The organism is Achromobacter sp. Marseille-Q4962, assembly GCF_943737005.1.
GTDB lineage: Bacteria > Pseudomonadota > Gammaproteobacteria > Burkholderiales > Burkholderiaceae_B > Achromobacter.
The window spans coordinates 43,318-64,934 of record NZ_CALSFU010000003.1 but is presented as its reverse complement, the minus strand read 5'-3'; the positions used below and the strand labels follow the sequence as shown (position 1 = coordinate 64,934).

At 68.2% G+C, this 21,617-nt stretch carries 22 protein-coding genes and 1 tRNA gene; 16 read left to right on the top strand and 7 right to left on the bottom strand.

Annotated features, from left to right (window positions below; all coding sequences use genetic code 11):
* The first annotated feature begins 29 nt into the window (after positions 1–29).
* The 11 genes from rlmB to NGJ44_RS03165 all read left to right on the top strand — a co-directional run bounded on the left by rlmB (position 30) and on the right by NGJ44_RS03165 (position 10,198).
* Positions 30–767, top strand: a complete 738-nt coding sequence (rlmB, locus tag NGJ44_RS03215; protein WP_053245300.1) for a 23S rRNA (guanosine(2251)-2'-O)-methyltransferase RlmB — start codon at positions 30–32, stop codon at positions 765–767.
* 63 nt (positions 768–830) lie between these two features.
* On the top strand, positions 831–2,075 hold the full coding sequence (locus NGJ44_RS03210) for a cystathionine gamma-synthase family protein (RefSeq protein WP_053245299.1): 1,245 nt from the start codon (positions 831–833) through the stop codon (positions 2,073–2,075).
* Positions 2,076–2,131: 56 nt separating this feature from the next.
* Complete coding sequence (locus NGJ44_RS03205; RefSeq protein WP_053245298.1) at positions 2,132–2,812, top strand: Fe2+-dependent dioxygenase; 681 nt, start codon at positions 2,132–2,134, stop codon at positions 2,810–2,812.
* Positions 2,813–3,162: 350 nt separating this feature from the next.
* Positions 3,163–3,435, top strand: coding sequence for an HU family DNA-binding protein (locus NGJ44_RS03200; RefSeq protein WP_003812968.1), 273 nt, complete (start codon positions 3,163–3,165; stop codon positions 3,433–3,435).
* Positions 3,436–3,627: 192 nt separating this feature from the next.
* Positions 3,628–3,703, top strand: a tRNA-Val gene (locus NGJ44_RS03195).
* 323 nt (positions 3,704–4,026) lie between these two features.
* Positions 4,027–4,836: an energy transducer TonB gene (locus NGJ44_RS03190; protein WP_251863099.1), complete on the top strand. Its 810-nt coding sequence runs from the start codon at positions 4,027–4,029 to the stop codon at positions 4,834–4,836.
* 1 nt (position 4,837) lies between these two features.
* Positions 4,838–5,833, top strand: a complete 996-nt coding sequence (locus NGJ44_RS03185; RefSeq protein ID WP_251863098.1) for a MotA/TolQ/ExbB proton channel family protein — start codon at positions 4,838–4,840, stop codon at positions 5,831–5,833.
* Positions 5,833–6,303: an ExbD/TolR family protein gene (locus NGJ44_RS03180; protein ID WP_251863097.1), complete on the top strand. Its 471-nt coding sequence runs from the start codon at positions 5,833–5,835 to the stop codon at positions 6,301–6,303. Before NGJ44_RS03185 ends, NGJ44_RS03180 begins: the two co-directional genes overlap by 1 nt.
* Positions 6,304–6,421: 118 nt before the next feature.
* Entirely contained in the window at positions 6,422–7,093 is a 672-nt protein-coding gene (locus tag NGJ44_RS03175; protein WP_053245720.1) for a response regulator transcription factor, read from the top strand.
* Positions 7,094–7,166: 73 nt separating this feature from the next.
* A complete protein-coding gene (locus NGJ44_RS03170; RefSeq protein ID WP_251863096.1) occupies positions 7,167–8,285 on the top strand; it encodes a sensor histidine kinase in 1,119 nt (372 codons plus the stop codon).
* Complete coding sequence (locus NGJ44_RS03165) at positions 8,282–10,198, top strand: potassium transporter Kup (RefSeq protein WP_053245721.1); 1,917 nt, start codon at positions 8,282–8,284, stop codon at positions 10,196–10,198. The genes NGJ44_RS03170 and NGJ44_RS03165 overlap by 4 nt, the downstream gene beginning before the upstream one ends.
* Before the next feature lie 142 nt (positions 10,199–10,340).
* On the opposite strand, the gene argG is transcribed toward NGJ44_RS03165, so the two are convergent.
* Together argG and NGJ44_RS03155 are read right to left on the bottom strand one after the other, a co-directional pair.
* Positions 10,341–11,675 carry an argininosuccinate synthase gene (argG, locus tag NGJ44_RS03160; protein WP_053245722.1) on the bottom strand — a complete coding sequence of 445 codons (1,335 nt, stop codon included), beginning with the start codon at positions 11,673–11,675 and terminating at the stop codon, positions 10,341–10,343.
* An 83-nt stretch (positions 11,676–11,758) separates the two neighbouring features.
* Positions 11,759–12,721, bottom strand: a complete 963-nt coding sequence (locus tag NGJ44_RS03155; RefSeq protein WP_251863095.1) for a LysR substrate-binding domain-containing protein — start codon at positions 12,719–12,721, stop codon at positions 11,759–11,761.
* A gap of 102 nt (positions 12,722–12,823) precedes the next feature.
* Between NGJ44_RS03155 and NGJ44_RS03150 the strand changes: the two genes are divergently transcribed.
* From NGJ44_RS03150 to NGJ44_RS03135, 4 genes are all read left to right on the top strand, one after another.
* Positions 12,824–13,690 (top strand): amidohydrolase family protein, encoded by an 867-nt coding sequence (locus NGJ44_RS03150; protein ID WP_082308432.1) that lies wholly within the window; start codon positions 12,824–12,826, stop codon positions 13,688–13,690.
* A 72-nt stretch (positions 13,691–13,762) separates the two neighbouring features.
* Positions 13,763–14,716, top strand: a complete 954-nt coding sequence (locus tag NGJ44_RS03145) for a Bug family tripartite tricarboxylate transporter substrate binding protein (RefSeq protein ID WP_251863094.1) — start codon at positions 13,763–13,765, stop codon at positions 14,714–14,716.
* A gap of 3 nt (positions 14,717–14,719) precedes the next feature.
* Positions 14,720–15,250, top strand: a complete 531-nt coding sequence (locus tag NGJ44_RS03140) for a carboxymuconolactone decarboxylase family protein (protein WP_053245724.1) — start codon at positions 14,720–14,722, stop codon at positions 15,248–15,250.
* 13 nt (positions 15,251–15,263) lie between these two features.
* Positions 15,264–15,830 (top strand): DUF4286 family protein, encoded by a 567-nt coding sequence (locus NGJ44_RS03135; protein WP_251863093.1) that lies wholly within the window; start codon positions 15,264–15,266, stop codon positions 15,828–15,830.
* A gap of 78 nt (positions 15,831–15,908) precedes the next feature.
* Here the strand turns inward: NGJ44_RS03135 and argF are convergent, their stop codons facing one another.
* Together argF and NGJ44_RS03125 are read right to left on the bottom strand one after the other, a co-directional pair.
* Positions 15,909–16,850 carry an ornithine carbamoyltransferase gene (argF, locus tag NGJ44_RS03130; RefSeq protein WP_053245727.1) on the bottom strand — a complete coding sequence of 314 codons (942 nt, stop codon included), beginning with the start codon at positions 16,848–16,850 and terminating at the stop codon, positions 15,909–15,911.
* Positions 16,851–16,905: 55 nt separating this feature from the next.
* Positions 16,906–18,087, bottom strand: coding sequence for an aspartate aminotransferase family protein (locus NGJ44_RS03125; protein ID WP_251863092.1), 1,182 nt, complete (start codon positions 18,085–18,087; stop codon positions 16,906–16,908).
* A gap of 262 nt (positions 18,088–18,349) precedes the next feature.
* Here NGJ44_RS03125 and NGJ44_RS03120 point away from each other — a divergent pair, with 262 nt between their 5' ends.
* Complete coding sequence (locus tag NGJ44_RS03120) at positions 18,350–18,640, top strand: DUF3579 domain-containing protein (protein ID WP_053246474.1); 291 nt, start codon at positions 18,350–18,352, stop codon at positions 18,638–18,640.
* Positions 18,641–18,684: 44 nt separating this feature from the next.
* Here NGJ44_RS03120 and NGJ44_RS03115 read toward each other — a convergent pair whose 3' ends face one another.
* The 3 genes from NGJ44_RS03115 to NGJ44_RS03105 form a co-directional block, all read right to left on the bottom strand.
* Positions 18,685–19,962 (bottom strand): TRAP transporter large permease, encoded by a 1,278-nt coding sequence (locus NGJ44_RS03115; RefSeq protein WP_251863091.1) that lies wholly within the window; start codon positions 19,960–19,962, stop codon positions 18,685–18,687.
* A gap of 84 nt (positions 19,963–20,046) precedes the next feature.
* On the bottom strand, positions 20,047–20,547 hold the full coding sequence (locus NGJ44_RS03110) for a TRAP transporter small permease (RefSeq protein WP_053246476.1): 501 nt from the start codon (positions 20,545–20,547) through the stop codon (positions 20,047–20,049).
* Positions 20,548–20,626: 79 nt separating this feature from the next.
* Positions 20,627–21,601, bottom strand: a complete 975-nt coding sequence (locus NGJ44_RS03105) for a TRAP transporter substrate-binding protein (RefSeq protein WP_053246477.1) — start codon at positions 21,599–21,601, stop codon at positions 20,627–20,629.
* Between the last annotated feature and the right edge of the window lie 16 nt (positions 21,602–21,617).

Sequence of the window (21,617 nt, the reverse complement as noted above, 5' to 3'; positions counted from 1 at the left end):
TTTCCGTTTTTCTAAAGGTTCTTGCATCTATGGCGTCGACCCAAATACTCGCCGGGTTTCACGCGGTGACCGCGCGCTTGCGCCACGCGCCCGATTCCATCAAGGAAATCTACGTCGAGGCGTCGCGCCGCGACAAGCGCATGCAGTCGTTCATCGAGCAGGCCGAGCGCGCCGGCTGCCGCCTGCATCCGGTCGGCATGGATCGCCTGGACGGACTGGCCCGCGGCACGCGGCACCAGGGCGTGGTGGCGCTGGCCGAGGAGCGCCAGCTCGCGGTCGACGTGGACGAGGTGCTCGACGTCATCGAAGGGCCGGCGCTGCTGCTCATCCTCGACGGCGTGACCGACCCCCACAACCTGGGCGCCTGCCTGCGCACGGCCGACGCGGCCGGCGTGCATGCCGTGATCGCGCCGCGCGACCGCGCGGTCGGCCTGAACAGCACGGTGCAGCGCGTGGCCTGCGGCGCGGCCGACACCGTGCCGTACCTCATGGTCACCAACCTCGCGCGCACCATGCGCGGCCTGAAGGACCGCGGTGTCTGGCTGGTGGGCACCGACGACCAGGCCAGCGAAAGCATGCACCAGATCGATGCGCGCCAGCCCATGGCCTGGGTAATGGGCGCCGAAGGCGAGGGCATGCGCCGGCTCACCCGCGAAACCTGCGATCAGCTCGTGCGCATTCCCATGCTGGGTTCGGTCGAGAGCCTGAACGTCAGCGTGGCGAGCGCCGTCTGTCTGTACGAGTCCGTGCGCCAGCGGCAGGCGTAAACTGGCCGCTTTCCCGTTTCGTTCCCCGTCTCGTTCCCACATCGCCCCTACGTACCGCCCATCATGCACCAGAACGGCTTCACCACCACCATCCTGCATTCCGACCGCGAGCAATCCGTCGAGCACGGCGCGGTGCACAAACCCATGCATCCGTCCTCCGAGTTCGCGTACGAAGATGCGCGCGAACTCGCCGCCGTGTTCCAGGGCAAGGCGGGGTTCACGTATGCGCGCCAGGGCACGCCCACCACCACGGCCCTCGAGGCCAAGGTGAGCCGCATGGAAGGCGGCAAGGGCACGGTGTCGTTCGCGACCGGCATGGCGGCGCTGTCCGCCATCTTCACCACCTTGCTGCGCCGCGGCGACCACCTCGTGTCCAGCCAGTTCATCTTCGGCAACACCAACAGCCTGCTGGGCACGCTGCAGGAGCTGGGCGTGGAGATCACTTTCGTGGACGTCACCGACGCGGCGCAGGTGCGCGCCGCGCTGCGTCCCGAGACGCGCATGGTCTTCACCGAAACCATCGCCAACCCCGGCACCCAGGTCGCCGACCTCGCCGTCATCGGCCAGATCTGCCGCGAGCACGGCCTGGTCTACGTCGTGGACAACACGCTCACCTCGCCCTGGATGTTCCAGCCCGCTTCCGTGGGCGCCTCGCTGGTGATGAATTCGCTTTCCAAGTACATCAGCGGCCACGGCAATGCACTCGGCGGCTCGGTGACGGACACCGGGCTGTACGACTGGTCGGGCTATGCGAACATTTACGAGGCCTACCGCAAGGGGCCGTCCACGAGCTGGGGCCTGACCCAGGTCAAGAAAAAGGGCCTGCGCGACATGGGCGGCACGCTGGCCGCCGAGCCCGCGCACCGCATCGCGGTGGGCGCCGAGACGCTGGCGCTGCGCATGGCGCGCCATTGCTCCAACGCCCTGGCGCTGGCGCGCTTGCTCGAATCCCATCGCGGCGTGGCCAGGGTGCACTATCCCGGCCTGCCCGGCCATCCCCAGCACGAGCGCGCCAAGGCGCTCTTCGGCTCCCGTTTCGGCGGCCTGCTGGGCGTGGAGCTCGCCGAGGGCGTGGACTGCTTCGATTTCCTCAACCGCCTGCGCGTCGTGCTGATGGCCACGCACCTGGGCGACACGCGCAGCCTGGCGCTGCCCGCCGCCCATACCATCTATTACGAGATGGGGCCGGAGCGCCGCAGGCAGATGGGCATCGCCGACAGCCTGATCCGCGTCTCGGTGGGCATCGAGGACGAGGCCGACCTGCTGTTTGACTTCGATCAGGCGCTCAATGCCTGTCTGCCGGGATAATCCAGCGGATCGCGGGCGGCGCGCCGCTCGCGCGTATGTTCAGTCGGGGCGCAATCATGCTCATACAGATCGCGGACGTCTTCAGTCCGCAAGAAGCTGCCGAAATCCGGCGTCGGCTCGAAGCCGCCGAGTGGGTGGACGGCAAGGTCACAGCAGGCTATCAATCGGCCGGCGTGAAGAAAAACAGGCAATTGCCCGAAACGCATCCGCTGGCGCAGGAGCTGGGCAACCTCATCCTGCAGCGCCTGTCGGCCAACAACCTGTTCATGTCGGCGGCGCTGCCGCGCAAGATATTTCCGCCGCTCTTCAACTGCTACGAAGGCGGCGAGGCGTTCGGCTACCACATCGACAACGCCGTGCGCGGCGTGGGCGCCACCGGCGAGCGGGTGCGCACCGATCTGTCCGCCACGCTGTTCTTCTCCGAGCCGGATTCCTACGACGGAGGCGAGCTGGTCATCGACGACACCTATGGCCCGCGTTCGGTGAAACTGCCCGCCGGCCACATGGTGCTGTATCCCGGCACCAGCCTGCACCGCGTCAATCCCGTGACGCGCGGCGCGCGCATCAGCTCCTTCTTCTGGATGCAGAGCCTGGTGCGCGAAGACAGCCAGCGCGCGCTGCTCCTGGAAATGGATGTGGCGATCCAGCGGCTGACGCATGACGCGGCGGGCCACCCCTCCATCGTGGCGCTCACCGGCGTCTATCACAATTTGCTGCGCCGCTGGGTCGACGTTTGAAACGCGGTCCGGGCGCGTTCGCGCATGCCGCGCCCGCGGCGGCCTGCGCGTTTTTGTTTATTGCTAAAAGATTGAAAAGCTAGTATTGGCGCGGGTTCCACAGCGGTTTTCGCTTGACAGCCGCTTGTCGCCAGTGCCTAATACACGTCTGCGTCGCCCATGGTTCGACGGCTTGATGCCGGCCGATCCCAGGCGGCGCAGCAGTTTAAAAGTTGTGCTTTGCAGCGCAAGAAAAAAGTTTATCCACTAGTCTGTTCGTCGCTTGCCGGCTTGCGCCAGGGTTGCGTGGCTTGAAAATCGCCTGGCGCGGTTGTCCGGCAAACTCTATACCTTGTGAGGGGTACACCTGAATGAACAAAACCGAACTCATCGATCACATCGCCAGCAAGGCCGATATCTCGAAGGCTGCCGCCGGCCGTTCGCTCGACGCCCTGATCGGTGCCGTCAAGACCACCCTCAAGAAGGGCGGCACGGTTACGCTGGTCGGCTTCGGCACGTTTGCCGTGTCGGCCCGCGCCGCCCGCACCGGCCGTAACCCGCGCACCGGCGAAACCATCAAGATCAAGAAGGCCAAGGTGCCGAAGTTCCGCCCCGGCAAGGCCCTGAAGGACGCCGTCAACTGAATCGGCTCGGGGCAGGTCGCTGGCTGTTGCCCAGCTTGATTCGCCCGGCCCGACCAGACGGTCCTGATTTGCCCATGATTACGCGGTCCGGTATACTCCGGCCCGCGTAATGCTTTTGAGTGCCCCGACAGGGTGGCTCGCGGCGCAAGGCCCCGGCGAAATCCGAGACCGCGCCGCATGCCTCGTCAAGCCGGGTGCTTAGCTCAGTTGGTAGAGCGGCGCCCTTACAAGGCGTAGGTCACAGGTTCGACCCCTGTAGCACCCACCATAAAGCTGCGCGTCTCTTTCCGGGTCCGGTTCGCGCCAGGCCCGTCGAAAACACCGAAAGCCCGCCCATCGAGATGGCGGGCTTTTTGTTTGCCCGTCATCGGTTTGCCCGTCATCGGTTTGCCTGTCTTGGTTTGCTTCCCGTCGGTTTGCCTGCCGTCGATGCTGCGTCCGGAAATCGAACGGGACTGACTTACTGTGAAAAGGACGTGCGAATCATTCGCATTTAAGCTATGATGCTTGGCTTGTACCGGCTTGCCGGCGTCGCCTTGCGGTGCGCGTCTACCAGGCGGGCCGGATAGTCAATGCACCCCTGGCTGATTCATGCCTAGTCTTCAACACGGTTGGAATTCTTCAACGCCGTCCTCATCCCTTGCTTTACGCACAGGCGCCGGCCTGGCAGTCCTCGCGCTGCATGCGGCGGTGGTGGGCGCCATTTTCCTGGCGCCCGCTGAAAATCCGCAGCTGGAGGAACCCGAGGCCATCATGGTGAGCGTCGTGGATGCGCCGATTCCCCAGATCGCCAAGGCGGAGCCCGCACCCGAAGTGCCGCAGCCGGTGGTCGAGCCGGAGCCTGAGCCGCCCGAGCCGGAAATCGAGCCGGAGCCCGAACCCGATATCAAGCCCGAACCCGAGCCGGAGCCCGAACCCGAGCCCGTGGTCGAAAAGCCGCCCATGCCGGCGCCCAAGCCACCGCCGCCCAAGCCCAAGCCGAAACCCAAGCCCAAGCCTCAGCCCAAGCAGGAAGTGAAGGCCGAGCCCAAGCCCCAGCCGCCGGCGCCGCCCAGCGGCGCGCCGGAGGGCACGCAGGCGCCGCAGGGGCCGCAGCAGGGGCCGCCGCCGGACCAGCCGGTGCTGGTGTCCAGCATCGAGTTCAGCGGAGCCCGGCCCATGCCCAACTACCCCATGGCCTCGCGCCGGCTGCGCGAGGAGGGACGGGTGCTGGTGCTGGTGGAAATCAACACCCAGGGCCTGGTGGACCGCGCCTCCATCGACACGTCCTCGGGATACCCGAGGCTGGATGACGCGGCCCTGACGGCCGCCCGCAAGGCCCGCTTCAAGCCCTATACGCGCAATGGCGTGGCATACCCCGCCAAAGCCAAGATTCCATTCGATTTCGTCATGAGGAACTGAGATGTCCAACGCTCTGCATCACGCCACTCTGCTGGCGCAGGCAGCCACCGGCCAGGCCGCGCCGGCAGCGGCGAGCACGGCGCCCGCCGCCGCCTCTGCCGCCGGCTCCGCTCCGGCCGCCGCCGCCGCCGCGCCCGCGGCCCAGCAAGCCGCCTCCACCGGGGCCGACGCCGTCCAGCAAGCCGCCGGCGCGGTTTCCCAGGCCGCCGACGCCCTGCACGGCGCCGCCGCCTCGCTGCCCCCGCCCCCGGCCGCGCCCGACATGGGCTTTCTGCACTTTGTCGCCCAGAGCGACTTCGTCGGCAAGACGCTCTTCGTCATCCTGATCCTGATGTCGCTCGTCACCTGGTATCTCATCGTGGTGAAGGCGGTCAGCAACATCAGCATGCGCAAGCGCTCGGCGGATTTCCTGAACAAGTTCTGGAACGCCAGCTCGCTGGAGCAGGTCGAGAACGAAATCGTCACGCACGGCGCGCGCGATCCCTTCTCGCACCTCGCCAGCCACGCCATGCATGCCCAGCAGCACCACAACAAGTTCGGCGCCACCAAGCTGGAGGAATCGGGCTCGAGCTCCGATTTCGTCACGCGCACCATGCGCAAGGTCATCGACGAAGAAACGGCCAAGCTCGAAAACGGCCTGACCGTGCTGGCCTCGGTGGGCTCCACCGCGCCGTTCGTCGGCCTGTTCGGCACGGTGTGGGGCGTGTACCACGCGCTCGTGGGCATCGGCCTGTCCGATGGCGTCACCATCAACCGCATCGCCGGGCCCGTGGGCGAGGCGCTCATCATGACCGGCCTGGGCTTGGCGGTGGCGATTCCGGCGGTGCTGGCGTACAACGCCTTCGTGCGCAAGAACCGCGTGTTCCTGTCGCGCCTGGACGCCTTTGCGCATGATCTGTTCGCGTTTCTCGCCACCGGCCAGCAGGTTGCGCTGTCCGACGGCAAGGTGCGCGCCCTGCGCCGCCAGCAAGGCGCGGCTCAACGCGGGAGCGAATAATGGCTTTTGGCAGCTTCGAGGGCAAGGGATCCGGCAGCCATACCGTGTCCGAAATCAACATGGTGCCGCTGATCGACGTCATGCTGGTGCTGCTGGTGATCTTCATCATCACCGCGCCCTTGCTGGCGCATTCGATCAAGATCAACATGCCCCAGGTGGCCGCCGAGCAGATCGAGGAAGAGCCCAAGACCGTGGACCTGGCCATCGATGCCAGCGGCGCGCTGTTCTGGGACGAAAAGCCGGTGAACATCGACGACCTGCCCAACCGGTTCAAGTCGCTCGCCGGCACCAAGCCGCAGCCCGAGATCCGCATCCGCGCCGACCAGAACACGCGCTACGAGGTCCTGGCCAAGGTCATGGCCGCGGCGCGGCGTTCGGGCATGACGCGCATTGGCTTCGTCACCACGCCTCCGGCCACCTCTGCGGCGCCGGCGGCTCCGGCACCGGCGCCGGCCCCCGCCGCGCACTGAACGCCGCACCGGGAGCGCCCCCGGGCCCGGTCCGGCCGCCGGGGCCCGATCGGCCATGGCCTGTCCACCCTTTGGTGCGGCGGGCCATTTTTTTCCGGGATCGCGCTAGAATCGCGGCATGCGAGTTCTGGTAATCGAAGACGACACCACCCTGGGCCATGCGCTCCAGGAATTCCTGGCCGACCAGGGTTATGCGGTCGACTGGCTGACCGACGGCGACCGCGTGCTGGGCGCCCTGGCGGGCCAGCCTTACGACCTGCTCCTGCTCGACCTCAACCTGCCGGGCATGAGCGGCCTGGACGTGCTGCGGCAACTGCGCCAGGACGGTAACCAGGTTCCCGTGTTGATCCTCACCGCGCGCGACGGCCTGGACGACCGCGTCGCCGGCCTGGATGCCGGCGCCGACGACTACGTCACCAAGCCTTTCGAGCTGCCGGAGCTGGCGGCGCGCGTGCGGGCCTTCGGCCGGCGCCGTTCCGGCCAGGCGCAGCCCCTGATCGAGGTCGGCCCGCTGGCGTTCGACACCGTGGGCCGCGAAGTCCGCGCCAACGGCCAGCGCCTGGCGCTTTCGGTGCGCGAGCTTTCGGTGCTCGAGATGCTCATGGCCCGCGTGGGCCGCGTGGTCACCAAGCGCCAGATCGTGAATTCGCTTTCCGCCTGGGATGCGGATTTCAGCGAGAACGCCGTCGAAGTCTACGTCTACCGCCTGCGCAAGCGCCTGGAAGGCACGGGCGCGAGCATCCAGACCGTGCGCGGCTTCGGCTACATGCTGGATGTGGAGTCGGCCTGACAGGCACGGCTCGCGGGGCTGCCCGCGGCTTCCTGGCAGCCATTTTCCATCGCACAGGGCCAGTCCACGCCAAATGACGCAGGAACGCAGCCTACCGCCCCGCACCCCCGTCTCCCGCCCGCTCCTGCCCTCGGGCTCGCTCGCACGGTATCTGGTCATACGGCTGATGCCGCCCATTCTGCTGCTGGTCCTGCTGGACCTCGCCGCCACCTGGGTCATCACGCACAAGATCGACATGTCGCTATGGATGCTGGAGGATTTCTTCTGGCTCATGGTGGTGGGGCAGGTGGCGCTGGTGGCGGTGTTCACCTGGGTGGTGGTGCAGGGCGTGCGCTCCGGCCTGCGCTCGGTGAACCTGCTGTCCGAGGAGATCCGGCAGCGCTCCATCGACGACATGCAGCCGCTGGAGGTTGCCGGCGTTCCGGTCGAGATCGAGCCCCTGGTGGCGCATACCAACGACCTGCTGATCCGCCTGGACGCCTCGCTGGCCGCGCAGCGCCGCTTCATCGGCCATGCGGCGCACCAGCTGCGCACGCCGCTGTCGGGGCTGAGACTGGAGTCCGAGCTCATGCTGGCGCGGCCGCTGCCCGACGACGTGCGGGCCCGAGCGGAGCGCATCAAGGCCGTCAGCGACCGCATGATCCGGCTGGGCCAGCAGCTGCTGGTGCTGGCCCGCGCCGACCCCAACGCCCGCCCGCAAGACAGTTTCGTGCGCATCGACCTGTGCGAATGGGTGCGGGCCCACGGGGCGGAATGGTTTCCGCGCGCCCGCGAGGCGCACTACGAGCTGGACCTCGTGGCGCCCGACACGCCGATCTGGATCGACGCCGACCCGCTGCTGCTGGCCGAGCTGCTGGGCAACCTCATCGACAACGCGCTGCGCTACGGCAATGCCCGGGGCCGCATTACCCTCATCGTGGGGGCGAATCCGCCTTCGCTCACCGTGGAAGACGATGGCCCCGGCATTCCGCCGCAGGAACGCGACCGGGTGTTCGAGGCGTTCTACCGCTCGCCCACCGCCACGGCGGGCGGCTCCGGCCTGGGCCTGGCCATCGTGCGCGAGATCGCGCACGCGCACGGGGCGTGGTGGAAGCTCACCAGCCGGCCCGATTTCCCCGGCACGCGGATTTCCGTCGTGTTTCCCGGCCCCCGCAAGGGAGCCCAACTCACCCGCCAAGAACCCACACCATGAGCCAGGGAACGGCCAGCATTCCTCCCTCGACCGCCACCGCACACGCGCCTTCGTCTCGCGCCGCTCTCGTCATGGGGGCGCTGGGCGTGGTGTACGGCGACATCGGCACCAGCCCGCTGTACACGTTGCGCGCCTGCCTGACGGGCCTGAGCGTGCACACCGACCTGGCGCCCCAGCACGTGCTGGGCGTGCTGTCCATCCTGTTCTGGATGCTGATGATCGTGGTGTCGTTCAAGTATGTGACGCTGGTGCTGCGCGCCGACAACCGCGGCGAGGGCGGCACGCTGGCCCTGCTGGAACTCGCGGTGCGCGGGCGGGAAGGCCGGCTGCGCTGGGTGCTGATCGTGCTGGGTATCTTCGGCGCCGCGCTCTTCTATGGCGACAGCATGATTACCCCGGCGATCTCCGTACTCTCGGCGCTGGAGGGCATCGGCATCGTCTCGCACCAGCTCGACCACTGGGTGGTGCCCATCGCGCTGGTGGTGCTGGTGGCGCTTTTCGCCATCCAGTCGCACGGCACGGGCGCCATGGGCAAGCTGTTCGGGCCGGTGATGGCCCTGTGGTTCGGCACCCTGGCGGCCCTGGGCGGCTGGCAGGTCTGGCAGACGCCCGAAGTCCTGGCCGCGCTGAATCCGATATGGGCCGTGCGCTTCGTGCTGGAATCCCCCCTGGTCAGTTTCGTGCTGCTGGGCGCGGTGGTGCTGGCGCTGACGGGCGCCGAGGCGCTGTACGCGGACATGGGGCATTTCGGGCGCGCAGCCATACGCCGCGCCTGGTTCAGCATGGTGCTGCCGGCGCTCACGCTCTGCTATTTCGGGCAGGGCGCGCTGCTGCTGCGCAACCCCGATGCCATCCGCAATCCCTTCTTCATGATGGCGCCGGACTGGGCGCTCGCGCCGCTGGTGGCCCTGGCTACCGTGGCCACCATCGTGGCCTCGCAGGCGGTGATCTCGGGGGCGTACTCGGTCACCCGGCAAGCGGTGCAGCTGGGCTTCTGGCCCCGTATGCAGATCCTGCACACCTCGGCCATCGAGAAAGGGCAGATCTACCTGCCGCAGGTCAATGCGCTGCTGCTGTGCGCGGTGCTGATCCTGGTGCTGATGTTCCGCAACTCCGACAACCTGGCTGCGGCCTACGGCTTTGCCGTCACGGGCACCATGTTCACGACCTCGGTGCTGGCTTTCGCGGTGCTGCCGCGCGGCAGCACGGGCGCCAGACGCCTGCTCTGGCTGGCCGTGCTGGGCCTGCTGCTGCTGTTCGACGTGCTGCTGTTCTCGGCCAACGTGTTCAAGATCCACGAGGGCGGGTGGCTGCCGCTGCTGGTGGCCATCGTGGTGTTCACGCTGATGATGACGTGGCGGCGCGGCCGCCGGCTGCTGGCCGACATGCAGCAGCGCGACCGCCAGCCGCTGGGCGAGTTCATGGAGCAGCTCGAGGCGTTCCCGCCCTCGCGCGTGCCCGGCACCGCGATTTTCATGACCATGAATGCCGGCAACGTGCCGCCGGCGCTGCTGCACAACCTCAAGCACAACAAGGTGCTGCACGAGCACGTGGTGTTTCTCTCGATCCGCGTGGCCGACGTGCCCTACGTATCGGAAGACGAGCGTTTCGAGGTCCACAAGCTCAGCGCGTCGAGCTGGCAGGCCGCCGTGAACTACGGCTTCAAGGAAGACCCCGACGTGCCGGACGCGCTGCGCCAGATCGCCGAGGCCTATCCCGAGATCGACCTGGAACCCATGCGCACCTCGTTCTTCCTGTCGCGCCAGACCGTGGTGGCGGCCAGGAAACCGGCCATGCTGCGCTGGCGCCGGGCGCTGTTCTCGTTCATGGCGCGCAACGCCACGCGCAGCACCAAGTTCTTCAAGATCCCGGCCAACCGCGTGGTGGAAATGGGCATGCAGGTGGAACTCTGAGGCGCGGGCAGAGGCGCTTGCCGCACCGGGCGTCCGGCCGGTTGCCTGCGGGAGCGGTTTCGTCTCCTTGGGGGCCCCAACGATAAAAAAACCCTCGGCGCTTTCGGCGCCGAGGGTTTTTTCGGGATGGCCGCGGGGCGGCTTACTTCTTTTCGTCCTTCAGTTGCGGCAACGAGGTGCCGGACGAGGCCAGCAGGCCCGTCTTCACGTAGGTGAAGAGCTTTTCGCGGGTGTCGGCGATATCGAGGTTGCGCATGGTGAGCTGGCCGATGCGGTCGGCCGGCGTGAACGGGGCGTTTTCGACCTTTTCCATGGACAGACGCTCGGGCGCGTACGTGAGGTTGGGCGACTCGGTGTTCAGCAGCGAGTAGTCGTTGCCGCGGCGCAGTTCGATCGTGACTTCGCCGGTGACGGCGCGCGCCACCCAGCGCTGGGCGGTTTCGCGCAGCATGATGGCCTGCGGGTCGAACCAGCGGCCCTGGTACAGCAGGCGGCCCAGCTTGCGGCCGTTTTCGCGGTACTGCTCGATGGTGTCTTCGTTGTGGATGCCGGTGACCAAGCGCTCATAGGCGATGAAGAGCAGGGCCATGCCCGGGGCTTCGTAGATGCCGCGGCTCTTGGCTTCGATGATGCGGTTTTCGATCTGGTCGCTCATGCCCAGGCCGTGGCGGCCGCCGATGCGGTTGGCTTCCAGCATGAGCTCGACGGGGTCGGAATACTCCACGCCGTTCAGGGCCACGGGCTGGCCTTCCTCGAAGCGCACGCGGACTTCCTCGGCCTTGACGGCCACGTCGTCGCGCCAGAATGCCACGCCCATGATGGGCTTGACGATGCGGATGCCGGAGCTGAGCTGTTCCAGGTCCTTGGCTTCGTGCGTGGCGCCGAGCAGGTTGGAGTCGGTGGAATAGGCCTTCTCGGCCGACATCTTGTAGTCGAAGCCCGCCTGGCGCATGTACTCGGACATTTCGGCGCGGCCGCCCAGCTCGTCGATGAAGCGCTGGTCCAGCCAGGGCTTGTAGATCTTGAGGTCGGGATTGGTGAGCAGGCCGTAGCGGTAGAAGCGCTCGATGTCGTTGCCCTTGAAGGTGCTGCCGTCGCCCCAGATGTTGACGTCGTCTTCCTTCATGGCGGCCACCAGCATGGTGCCGGTGACGGCGCGGCCGATGGGCGTGGTGTTGAAGTAGGTGATGCCGGCGGTCGAGACGTGGAAGGCGCCCGATTGCAGGGCGGCGATGCCCTCGGCCACAAGCTGCGCGCGGCAGTCGATCAGGCGGGCGTTCTCGGCGCCGTAGGCCATGGCCTTGCGGGGAATCTCGTCGTAGTCGGCTTCGTCGGGCTGGCCCAGGTTAGCGGTGTACGCATACGGGATGGCGCCGTTGTTGCGCATCCAGAGCAGCGCGGCGCTGGTGTCGAGGCCGCCGGAAAAGGCGATGCCCACCTTCTGGCCGGTGGGAAGGTTCGGGAGGATAGTGGTCATTGTTCGAGGTGAGACGCCAACAGGACTTTGACAGCGGACTTTGACAACAGCGAGCCGCCAAACAAGAAATGTGACCGGTTAGTTTAACTCTTTTGGCCGGGCGGGCGGCCCGGGCGCGGGCCGCCGCGAGCGCCCGCGGAAGCGGGCGGGGCAAGCAGCCCGGCGATGTCCAGGCCGCGGATCAGCGCGGCGGTGGCCGTGGCCAGGCGGGTGGCCGGCCGGTGGCGGGCGCTGGCCAGCACCAGGTCGTTCAGGATGCGCGGATTGCCGATTTCGCAGAGCGAGAGCGGATGCTCCGCCGCGGGGCCGCGTGCGGCCGAGCGGGGCAGGATGGCGTAGGCGTCGCCCTGGGCGGCCAGTTCCACGATGGTCTGCACGGCGTCGACCTCGGCGGCCACCTGCAGGCGCACGCCGCGGCGGCGGCAGACGCTTTCGACCAGGGTCCGGATGGCGTTGGGCAGGCTGGGCAGCACCAGCGGGTAGCGTCCCAGTTGGCCGACCTCGACCCGGGCGGGCAGGGGAGGCTGGCGGCCGGCCGCCGCCGCCAGCACCAGGTCTTCGCGGTACAGCGATTCGTAGGCGAGCTGCGGCGAGGGGGCCGGATCGTACAGCAGGGCCAGGTCCACCCGTCCGGCGAGCAGCCATTCGCGCACCTGCGCGCTCAGGCCCTCGGCCACGGCGATGGACGCCTCGGGAAAGCCGCGCCGGAACGCCTGCACCAGCGGCGGCGTGAGCACCCGGGCGATGCGGGGCGGCAGCCCCACCACCACCTTGCCGGCCGGCGTGGCGCGCAGGGTCTGCAGGTCTTCGCGGGCACGCTCGGCCAGGGCGAGCAGGGCGCGGGCGTGTTCCAGGAAGCGCAGCCCCGCTTCGGTGGGCTCGGCGCCCCGGCCGTTGCGGTACAGCAGATGCTGGCCCAGCTCGAGTTCCAGCAGCCGCACCTGGCGGCTGAGCGTGGGCTGGGCCACGTCCAGCATTTCGGCCGCGCGCGAAAAGCTGCGGCGCTCGGCCACGCGCACGAAGTACTCGATCTGTTTGAGATCCATGGAATTGATATAGAAAAAATGTATATCTGAAATCAAAGATATAGCATTGGTTGGTGGGCCGCAATCGGCCACCATGCGCTTTTAGCCATACAGGAATGCGCCGTGCCCGATTGCCGTCCTCCCCTCGAAACCCCGTCCCGGCCCCGGCACGGACTGCCGCCGGGCGCCTGCGATGCGCATTGCCACGTCTTCGGCCCGGCCGACCGCTTTCCCTACGCCGAGGGGCGCGCCTACACGCCGCCCGATGCGCCGTTCGAAAAGCTGGCCGCGCTGCATGCCCGCCTGGGCGTGGAACGGGCCGTGATCGTGCAGGCCAATTGCCATGGCGCGGATCACGCGGCGCTGCTCGATGCCCTGGCGCGCGGCCAGGGCCGCTACCGGGGCGTGGCGCTGCTGGGCGCCGACGCGACGTCCGGCGGGGTGCGCGCGCTGCACGAGGCGGGCGTGCGGGCCGCGCGTTTCAACTTCGTGCCGCACCTGGGCGGCGCGCCCGAGGCGGCCGTGTTCGACCACGTCGTGAGCCTGATCGCGCCGCTGGGCTGGCATCTCTGCCTGCACGTGGACGGCGCCATGCTGCCGGGGCTGCTGCCGCGTCTGCGCGCGCTGCCGCTGCCCTTCGTGGTGGACCACATGGGGCGCGTGCGGGCGGCGGAAGGCGTGAGCGCGCCCGCGTTCCGCGCCCTGCTCGACCTGGCCGCGGTGCCGCAGGCATGGGTGAAGGTGTCGGGCATCGACCGCATCGCGTCGGGCCGGCGACCCTACGCCGAGGGCCTGCCCTTCGTGCGGGCCCTGGTGGAGGCGTTGCCCGGGCGCACGCTGTGGGGCACGGACTGGCCGCATCCCAATGTGTCGGGCGACATGCCGGACGACGGCGAGCTGGCGGACCTGTTCTTCCAGTCCTGTCCCGACGCCGGCCTGCGCCGGCGCGTGCTGGTCGACAACCCGGCGCGCCTCTACGGTTTTGCGTAGCGGCTTTCCGAAGGCGGGGCCGGGAACCCGCCCGATTCCACCAGACGAATCATCAAAGCAAAGGAGACATTCATGTTGAGGAAACTGTTTTGCGCCGGGCTGCTGGGCCTGGCGGCGCTGGGAACGGCCCGCGCGGACGGGCCGGTGAGGCTGATCGTGGCCTTTCCGCCCGGCGGCCCGGTAGACCTGGTGGGCCGTGTGCTGGCCGAGCAACTGGGCAAGGAGCTGGGGCAGCAGGTCATCGTCGAGAACAAGGCGGGGGCCAACGGCAATATCGCGGCGGCCTACGTGGCCAAGGCGCCGGCGGACGGCTCGGTGCTGTTTCTGACCAGCGTGGGCGCGGTGTCCATCAGCCCGGCGCTGTACAAGGATCTGCCCTACGATCCGGCGCGCGATTTCGCGCCGGTGTCCCGGGTGGTGAACAACGCCACCGTATTCGTGGTGAACCCATCCAACCCGGCCTCCGACGCGGCGGATTTCGTCAAGCGCACGCAGGCCGCGCCGCAGGCGGTCGCCATCGGCTCCTCCGGCATCGGCAGCATCCCCCACCTGACGCTGGAGATGTTCGCCGACGCCAGCAAGGCCAAGGTGCTGCACGTGCCGTACAAGGGCGCCGCGCCCGTGATCAACGACGTCATGGGCAACCAGGTGGCGGGCTTCTTCGGCGACGTGCCCGGGCTCATCGGCCACATCCAGGGCGGCAAGCTGAAGGCGCTGGGCATAGCCGCCCCGGCGCGCCACCCCTTGCTGCCCGAGGTCCAGACCCTGGCCGAACAGGGCATCGCGGGCGTGGAGTCGAACAACTGGTACGGACTGGTCGCGCCGGCGGCCACGCCGCCCGCCGTCATCGACAGGCTCAACCGGGCCGTGCGCGCGGCGCTGGAAAACGCCACGGTCAAGGCGCGCCTGGAGAAGTTCGGCGCCCAGGCCGCGCCCACCTCGCCGCAGGAACTGGCGGCGCTCATCGCGGCCGACCGCCAGAAATGGACCGCGCTGATCCAGCGCAAGAACATCCGTCCGGAGTGAGCCATGAAGACCTGCCGGGTTTCTCCCGTCGAGCCGGGCACGCGCCCCGAGCTGGCCGGCCTCGAAAGCCGCATCGCCTCGGCCCGGGGGCGCATCTCGCCCCTGTATCAGGTGCTGCTCAACAGTGCGCCGGTGGCGCAGGGCTGGGAAGCCATGCTGACGGCCATCCGCCAGCAGACTTCGCTGCCGCCCCGGCTGCGCGAGCTGATCATCCTGCGCGTGGCCACGCTGAACGGCGCGCCCTATGAATTCGAGGCCCACGTACCGCATGCCCTGGCGGCCGGCATGCCGCGGGCCGTCGTCGAGCGGCTGCGCGCCGGCCCCGGGCCGGACGCGGTCGCGGGCCTGGAGCCGGGCGAAGCCGAGGTGCTGGCGTTCACCGACGCCATGACCCGCGATATCGAGGTGCCGGACGCTGTTTTCGCGCCGCTGCGCGAGCGCTGGAACGATGCGCAATTGGTGGAGCTGGCGGCGACGGCGGCCGCCTACAACATGGTGTCGCGCTTCCTGGTGGCGCTGCGCGTGGGACATTGAACGGAGGACGACGATGCGGCACGAAGCAGTATTGCTGATTTCCCTGGGCGAACGGTTCGACGCGGCGCGGGCCGCCGACCTGGCCGCCCGCCTGGGAGCGGGCCTTTCAGGCGTGACGTTCCGGGCCTATGCGGCGGTGGACGAGCCGCTTTGCTACCTCTATGCGCACGGCCCCGAGGCGGCGCTGCCGGAGGTGCGCGCGCGCGCCGCCGAGCAGCTGGCCGGCGCGCGCGTGCGCGTGCTGCACGCCACGATCGACCGGCCCGGCGCGTCGGCGGGGCAGGACGCGCCCTGGCACTACATCGTGGAAACCGACGTGTTGCCGCAGGCCGAAGCCGATTTCAATGCCTGGTACGACGAGGAGCATCTGCCCGGGCTGGCTGCCGTGCCCGGCACCGTGCGCGCGCGGCGCTACGAATGCCTGCACGAGCCGCCGCGCTATCTCGCGTGCTACGACCTGCGCACGCGCGAAACCTTCGGCAGTCCGCCCTGGCTTGCGGTGCGCGCCACCGACTGGAGCAGCCGGGTGCGGCCTTCGTTCCGGAACACGCGGCGCACCATGTTCGCGCGGATCCTGTAGCCGCAAATGCGAGGGCCGCACCGCGCGCGGCCCTGCGGCGGGCGCCGAGGGGCCGCAGGCGTGCCGGCCGGCCGCGGCTTATTCGATCCGGCCCAGCAGCAGGAACTCCATCAGCGCCTTCTGCACGTGCAGGCGGTTTTCGGCCTCGTCCCAGACCACGCTCTGCGGGCCGTCGATGACTTCGCCGGTGACTTCCTCGCCGCGGTGGGCCGGCAGGCAGTGCATGAAGACGGCCTGAGGGTCGGCGGCCGCCATCATGTCGGCGTCCACGCACCAGTCGGCGAAGGCGGCGCGGCGTTCTTCGTTTTCGGCTTCGTAGCCCATGCTGGTCCAGACGTCGGTGGTGACCAAGTGCGCGCCCTTGCACGCTTCCATGGGGTCCTTGAACTGGCGCAGCACGGCGGCCGGCGGCTGGCCGATGCGGGCGGGCTCGAGCTCGTAGCCGGCCGGCGTGGAAACGTGCAGCGTGAAACCCAGCATTTCAGCCGCCTGCAGCCAGGTGTAGGCCATGTTGTTGGCGTCGCCCACCCAGGCCACGGTCTTGCCCGCGATGGGGCCGCGGTGCTCGATGTAGGTGAAGATGTCGGCCAGGATCTGGCAGGGGTGGAATTCGTTGGTGAGGCCGTTGATGACGGGCACGCGCGAGTGCGAGGCGAAGCGTTCGATGCGGGTCTGCTCGAACGTGCGGATCATGACGATGTCGACCATGCGCGAGATGACGCGCGCCGTGTCTTCGATGGGCTCGGAGCGGCCGAGCTGCGAGTCGTTGGAGGTCAGGTTGATGACCGAGCCGCCCATCTGGTACATGCCCGCCTCGAACGAGACGCGGGTGCGCGTGCTGGCCTTTTCGAACACCATGGCCAGCGTGCGGTCGTGCAGCGGCATGTGGGGTTCGTAGCGCTTGAACTTTTCCTTGATGATGCGGGCGCGGTCCAGCACATAGGCGATCTCGGCGGAGGAGAAGTCCTTGAACTGGAGGAAATGCCGCAGGGGGCCGTTTTGAGTCGTGGGAGGTGTCATGGTTGTGTCGCAGGTCGTTGGGCCCGCCCAGGCTCGTGGCCCGGGCAGGCGTTGATTATGTTTCTTCGGCCAGGAACCGTTTGATGAGGGGCGCGAGCGTGCCGGCGATGAGGTCGGCCTGCGCCGCATCGAGGATGAGGGGCGGCAGCAGCCGGATGACGCGCTCGCGCGTGACGTTGATGAGCAGCCCCGCCTCGAGCGCGCGCAGGGCCAGCGCGCCGCAGGGGCGGGCGAGCTCGATGCCCAGCATCAGGCCGCGGCCGCGCACGTCGAGCACCCCGTTTACGCCGGCGAGCTCGCGGGCCAGGGCGCTCTTCAGGCGCTCGCCCACGGTGCGGGCGTTGTCGAGCAGGTTTTCGGATTCGAGCGCGTCCAGCACCGCCAGGCCGGCCGCGCAGACCAGCGGTCCGCCGCCGAAGGTGGTGCCGTGCGTGCCGGGCGTGAACACGCCCGCGGCCGGGCCGCCGGCCAGCATGGCGCCGATGGGCACGCCGCCCGCCAGGCCCTTGGCCAGCGTCATGACGTCGGGGCGGATGCCGGCCCACTGGTGGGCGAACCACTTGCCCGTGCGCCCGATGCCGGACTGCACCTCGTCGATCATGAGCAGCCAGCCGCGTTCGGTGCAGAGCTGGCGCAGCCCTTGCAGGAATTCGGCGTCGGACGGACGGATGCCGCCTTCGCCCTGCAGGGCTTCCAGCAGCACGGCGGCCACGCGCGGCTCGGCGTCGCCGGCCGCGCGCACGGCGGCCAGGTCGTTGTAGGGCACCTGGATGAAGCCGGTGGGCAGGGGCTCGAAGCCCTTGCGGGCCTTGTCGCTGCCGGTGGCCGCCAGCGTGGCCAGGGTGCGGCCATGCCAGGACGAATCCATGGTGATGATGTGCGCATGGCGGTTGCCGCACTGGTAGGCGTAGTAGCGGGCAAGCTTGATGGCGGCCTCGTTGGCTTCGGAGCCGCTGTTGCCGAAGGCCGCCTCCTGCAGGCCGGACAGCCGCGTCAGGCGCTCGGCCAGCGCGGTTTGCTGGGGAATCTCGTAGATGTTGGAGGTATGGATGACGCGCGCGGCCTGTTCGCTGATGGCGGACACCAGCCTCGGATGGGCATGGCCGAGGCACGACACGCCGATGCCCGACAGGGCGTCGAGATACTTGCGGCCCTGGGCATCCCAAAGCCAGACGCCCTGGCCGTGCGTGAACGATACCGGCAGCCGGGCATAGATGTTTGCCAGAGGCGAGGTCATCGTGGATTCTCCAGGGTGGCCCCCAATGGCGGCCGCGTCGCGAGGGGGCGCCTCGGGCCGCGAGCCGGCGAGTCCGTCCGCGCCAGGCCCGGCGCGCGGCGGCGCATGCGGGCGGGCCGGGAAAAGAAGCCCATTTCAGGCGGCGGACAGCCCTTGGGGAGAGACCAAAGGATCAATAATATACAATTCGCGGCGCAGGGCGCATGTTTGATAACGCCGACACTCCGGCTTTTCGTGGGAAGCGCCCTGTAGTGAAGAACACATGTCAACTCGCGTCAGACAATTCGTTATCCATGGCGTCACCGAAAGCGGCAGCCGTTTCCGCCCCAGCGACTGGGCGGAGCGCCTGGCCGGCGTCATGGCCCAGTTCCGCCCCGCCGGCAGCGCCGGCAACCATCTCACCTATTCCCCCTACGTGCTGCCCGTGGTGATCGACGGCGTGCGGGGCATCGTGGTCGATCAGCGCCTGCGCGAACTGGAACCGCTCGCCTACAAGTTCGTGGTGGATTTCGCCCGCGACAACCACCTCAAGACCGAAGAGCGCGAAGTCTAGCCTCCCTACAGAAGAAAAAGCCCCGCAAGGGGCTTTTTCTTATTTCACTTCGCGTAAACCAGGTCGCGCAGCCCCAGCGAGAGGCCGGGCCAGTAGGTGATGACCAGCAGGCAGAGCAGCACCACCCCCACGAAGGGAAGCAGGGGCCGGATCAGCCGTTCCAGCGGCAGCCTGGCCACGGCGCAGGCCGCGAACAGGTTCACGCCGAACGGCGGGGTGACCATGCCCAGCGCCAGGTTCACCACCATGATGAGGCCGAAGTGCACGGGGTCGACCCCGAACTGCAGCGCCACCGGCAGCAGCAGCGGGGCCAGCACCACGATGGAGGCGGAGGTCTCGACGAACATGCCGATGATGAAGAGCGCCACGTTCACGCCCAGCAGAAAGGTGATCTTGGTGTCGAACACGCCGGCCAGCCAGCTTCCCAGCGCGTCCGGCACGCCGGCCCGGTTGAGCAGGAAGCTGAAGACGCCCGCGTTGGCGATGACGAACATGATGACGGCGGTGGACACCACCGACTTGTGCAGGGTCTCGGAGAGCTGGCGCATGGCCAGCCGGCGGTAGACGAACTTGCCCACCACTACCGCGTAGACCACCGCCACCACCGAGGCCTCGGTGGGCGTGAAGATGCCGCCGTAGATGCCGCCCAGGATGATGACGGGCATCATCAGCGCCAGCGCAGCGCGCCGGAACGACTGCCACAGGGGCAGCCGGCCTTCGCCGTCGCGCGCGCCCAGCCCGTTGCGGCGGGCGTAGAACCACACATAGAGCATCAGCGCCAGGCCGATCAGGATGCCGGGCACCACGCCCGCGATGAACAGTTCGCCGGTGGAGGTGTCGGTGGACACGGCGAACAGGATCATGGGTATGGACGGCGGGATGATGACGCCGAGCTCGGCCGCGCTGGCCTGCAGCGCGGCCGCGAAGGGCGCCGGATAGCCATGGCGGACCATGGCGGGGATCAGGATGGCGCCCACGGCGAAAGTCGTGGCCACGCTGGAGCCCGCCACGGCGGCGAAGATCATGCAGGTCAGCACGCAGGCGCAGGCCAGGCCGCCCTGCACGCCGCCCACCACGCTCTTGGCGAAGTCCACCATGCGCTCGGAAATACCGCCGGCCTCCATGAGATTGCCCGCCAGGATGAAGAACGGAATGGCGACCAGGGGATACTTGTCCAGGGCCGCGAAAAGCTGTTGCGCCACCACCAGCCAGGGCAGGTGGGCCGCGCCGACTCCCGCCAGGCTGGCCAGTCCGATCGACACGGCGACCGGCACCGACAGTCCGAAGAAAATCAGCATCGAGACAATCATTAATTGGGACATGGTGATATCGGTATCTACGATGTTGAGGCAGTGTCGCGCCGAGCCCGCCGCATGAAGCCGCCGCCTCGCGGCGGCAGCCCGCGTTCAGCCCTGGGCGTCATTGCGCACCGGGGCGTCGTTTTCCTGGTGGGCGAACCAGCGAGCCAGCACGCCGATGGCCGCCAGCGTGGCGCCCACCGGGATGGCGAGGTAGATCCAGGAAATGGGAATGTCCAGGCTGGGCACGTTCTGGAAGCGCACGCGATACGTCATCTGGCCGCCGATCCAGGCCACGGCCAGCAGGAAGGCGGCGCACACCACCCCGATGCAGCCTTCCAGCACGCGGCGCGGGCGCCCGCCCAGCAGGTTGCGCAGCATTTCCACGCTGATCATGGCGCCATGGCGAAAGGCCAGGGCCACGCCCAGCAGGACGGTCCAGATGAGGAGGGCCCGGGTCAGCACCTCGCTCCAGTCGGCCGGGGACTGCAGCACGAAACGGGCGATGACCTGGTAGAAGGCGGCGGCGGCCGAGGCCACGAGCAGCAATTGGGCAATGACCGAAACCAGCCTGAAAAGGCCCCGGTCGAAGGCGCAGAGCAAACGCATGATGGAATGGATTCCGCAGAGGGAAAACGCAGGGATGCGCGCATGCGCGGCCCCGCGAAGGGGCCGCGCCGGGCGCTTCTTACTTGGTGTTGCGGATGGCCTCGATGAGATCCTTGCCGAACTTCTTGTTGTATTCGGCGTAGGCGGGCTCCACGGCGGCGGCGAAGGCGGCGCGGTCCACTTCGCTGACCTGCATGCCTTCCTTCTTGAGCTGCTCGACGCCGGTTTTCTCGATGTTGTCCACGTAGGCGCGCATGGCCTGGGCGGACGCCTTGCCGGCCTTGTCGAAGTTGGCCTTGTCCTCTTTCGAGAGTCCTTCGTAGGCGCTGGCCGACATCAGCACCAGGGCCGGGCCGTAGACGTGGCCGGTCAGCGACAGGTACTTCTGCATCTGCGAGAGCTTGGCGGAGGTGATGACCGACAGCGGGTTCTCCTGGCCGTCGATCGTGCCCTGCTGCAGGGCGGTGGCCACTTCCGGCCAGGCCATGGGGGTGGGCAGGATGCCGATCTGGCGGAACGCCGCGATGTGGATGGGGTTTTCCGTGGTGCGGATCTTCAGGCCCTTGGCGTCGGCCGGGGTCTTGACCGGGCGCACGTTGTTGGTCAGGTGGCGAAAGCCCTGTTCGCCCCAGGCCAGGGCCACGATGCCGCGGCTGGGAAACTTGGCCAGCATGTCCTGGCCGATCTTGCCGTCGAGCACCTTGCGGGCGTGGTCCAGGTCGCGCAGCAGGAAGGGAATGTCGAAGACCCCGGTTTCGGGCACGAAATTCAGCGTGGCGCCGGTGGAAACGATGGCCAGGTCGATGGTGCCGATCTGCAGGCCTTCGATGACTTCGCGCTCGCCGCCCAGGGCGCTGTTGGCGAATTGCTGTATTTTGTACCTGCCCGCCGTGGACGCCTCGATGGACTGCGCCATGGCCTGGGCGCCCGCGCCGTAGTGCGAGGACGTGGACAGCGCATAAGCCATCTTGAGCGTGGTTTCGGCCGCGGCGGGCAGGGAGGCGGTGGCGGCGCAAGTGGCCAGGAGGGCTGCGGCGAGCCAGGATTTACGCATTGTCTTCTCCGGTTTT

Bases quoted from the DNA above. Each gene is read 5' to 3' on its own strand.
- rlmB (WP_053245300.1), top strand. From the start codon at position 30: ATGGCGTCGACCCAAATACTCGCCGGGTTTCACGCGGTGACCGCGCGC.
- NGJ44_RS03210 (WP_053245299.1), top strand. From the start codon at position 831: ATGCACCAGAACGGCTTCACCACCACCATCCTGCATTCCGACCGCGAG.
- NGJ44_RS03205 (WP_053245298.1), top strand. From the start codon at position 2,132: ATGCTCATACAGATCGCGGACGTCTTCAGTCCGCAAGAAGCTGCCGAA.
- NGJ44_RS03200 (WP_003812968.1), top strand. From the start codon at position 3,163: ATGAACAAAACCGAACTCATCGATCACATCGCCAGCAAGGCCGATATC.
- NGJ44_RS03190 (WP_251863099.1), top strand. From the start codon at position 4,027: ATGCCTAGTCTTCAACACGGTTGGAATTCTTCAACGCCGTCCTCATCC.
- NGJ44_RS03185 (WP_251863098.1), top strand. From the start codon at position 4,838: ATGTCCAACGCTCTGCATCACGCCACTCTGCTGGCGCAGGCAGCCACC.
- NGJ44_RS03180 (WP_251863097.1), top strand. From the start codon at position 5,833: ATGGCTTTTGGCAGCTTCGAGGGCAAGGGATCCGGCAGCCATACCGTG.
- NGJ44_RS03175 (WP_053245720.1), top strand. From the start codon at position 6,422: ATGCGAGTTCTGGTAATCGAAGACGACACCACCCTGGGCCATGCGCTC.
- NGJ44_RS03170 (WP_251863096.1), top strand. From the start codon at position 7,167: ATGACGCAGGAACGCAGCCTACCGCCCCGCACCCCCGTCTCCCGCCCG.
- NGJ44_RS03165 (WP_053245721.1), top strand. From the start codon at position 8,282: ATGAGCCAGGGAACGGCCAGCATTCCTCCCTCGACCGCCACCGCACAC.
- argG (WP_053245722.1), bottom strand. From the start codon at position 11,675: ATGACCACTATCCTCCCGAACCTTCCCACCGGCCAGAAGGTGGGCATC.
- NGJ44_RS03155 (WP_251863095.1), bottom strand. From the start codon at position 12,721: ATGGATCTCAAACAGATCGAGTACTTCGTGCGCGTGGCCGAGCGCCGC.
- NGJ44_RS03145 (WP_251863094.1), top strand. From the start codon at position 13,763: ATGTTGAGGAAACTGTTTTGCGCCGGGCTGCTGGGCCTGGCGGCGCTG.
- NGJ44_RS03140 (WP_053245724.1), top strand. From the start codon at position 14,720: ATGAAGACCTGCCGGGTTTCTCCCGTCGAGCCGGGCACGCGCCCCGAG.
- NGJ44_RS03135 (WP_251863093.1), top strand. From the start codon at position 15,264: ATGCGGCACGAAGCAGTATTGCTGATTTCCCTGGGCGAACGGTTCGAC.
- argF (WP_053245727.1), bottom strand. From the start codon at position 16,850: ATGACACCTCCCACGACTCAAAACGGCCCCCTGCGGCATTTCCTCCAG.
- NGJ44_RS03125 (WP_251863092.1), bottom strand. From the start codon at position 18,087: ATGACCTCGCCTCTGGCAAACATCTATGCCCGGCTGCCGGTATCGTTC.
- NGJ44_RS03120 (WP_053246474.1), top strand. From the start codon at position 18,350: ATGTCAACTCGCGTCAGACAATTCGTTATCCATGGCGTCACCGAAAGC.
- NGJ44_RS03115 (WP_251863091.1), bottom strand. From the start codon at position 19,962: ATGTCCCAATTAATGATTGTCTCGATGCTGATTTTCTTCGGACTGTCG.
- NGJ44_RS03110 (WP_053246476.1), bottom strand. From the start codon at position 20,547: ATGCGTTTGCTCTGCGCCTTCGACCGGGGCCTTTTCAGGCTGGTTTCG.
- NGJ44_RS03105 (WP_053246477.1), bottom strand. From the start codon at position 21,601: ATGCGTAAATCCTGGCTCGCCGCAGCCCTCCTGGCCACTTGCGCCGCC.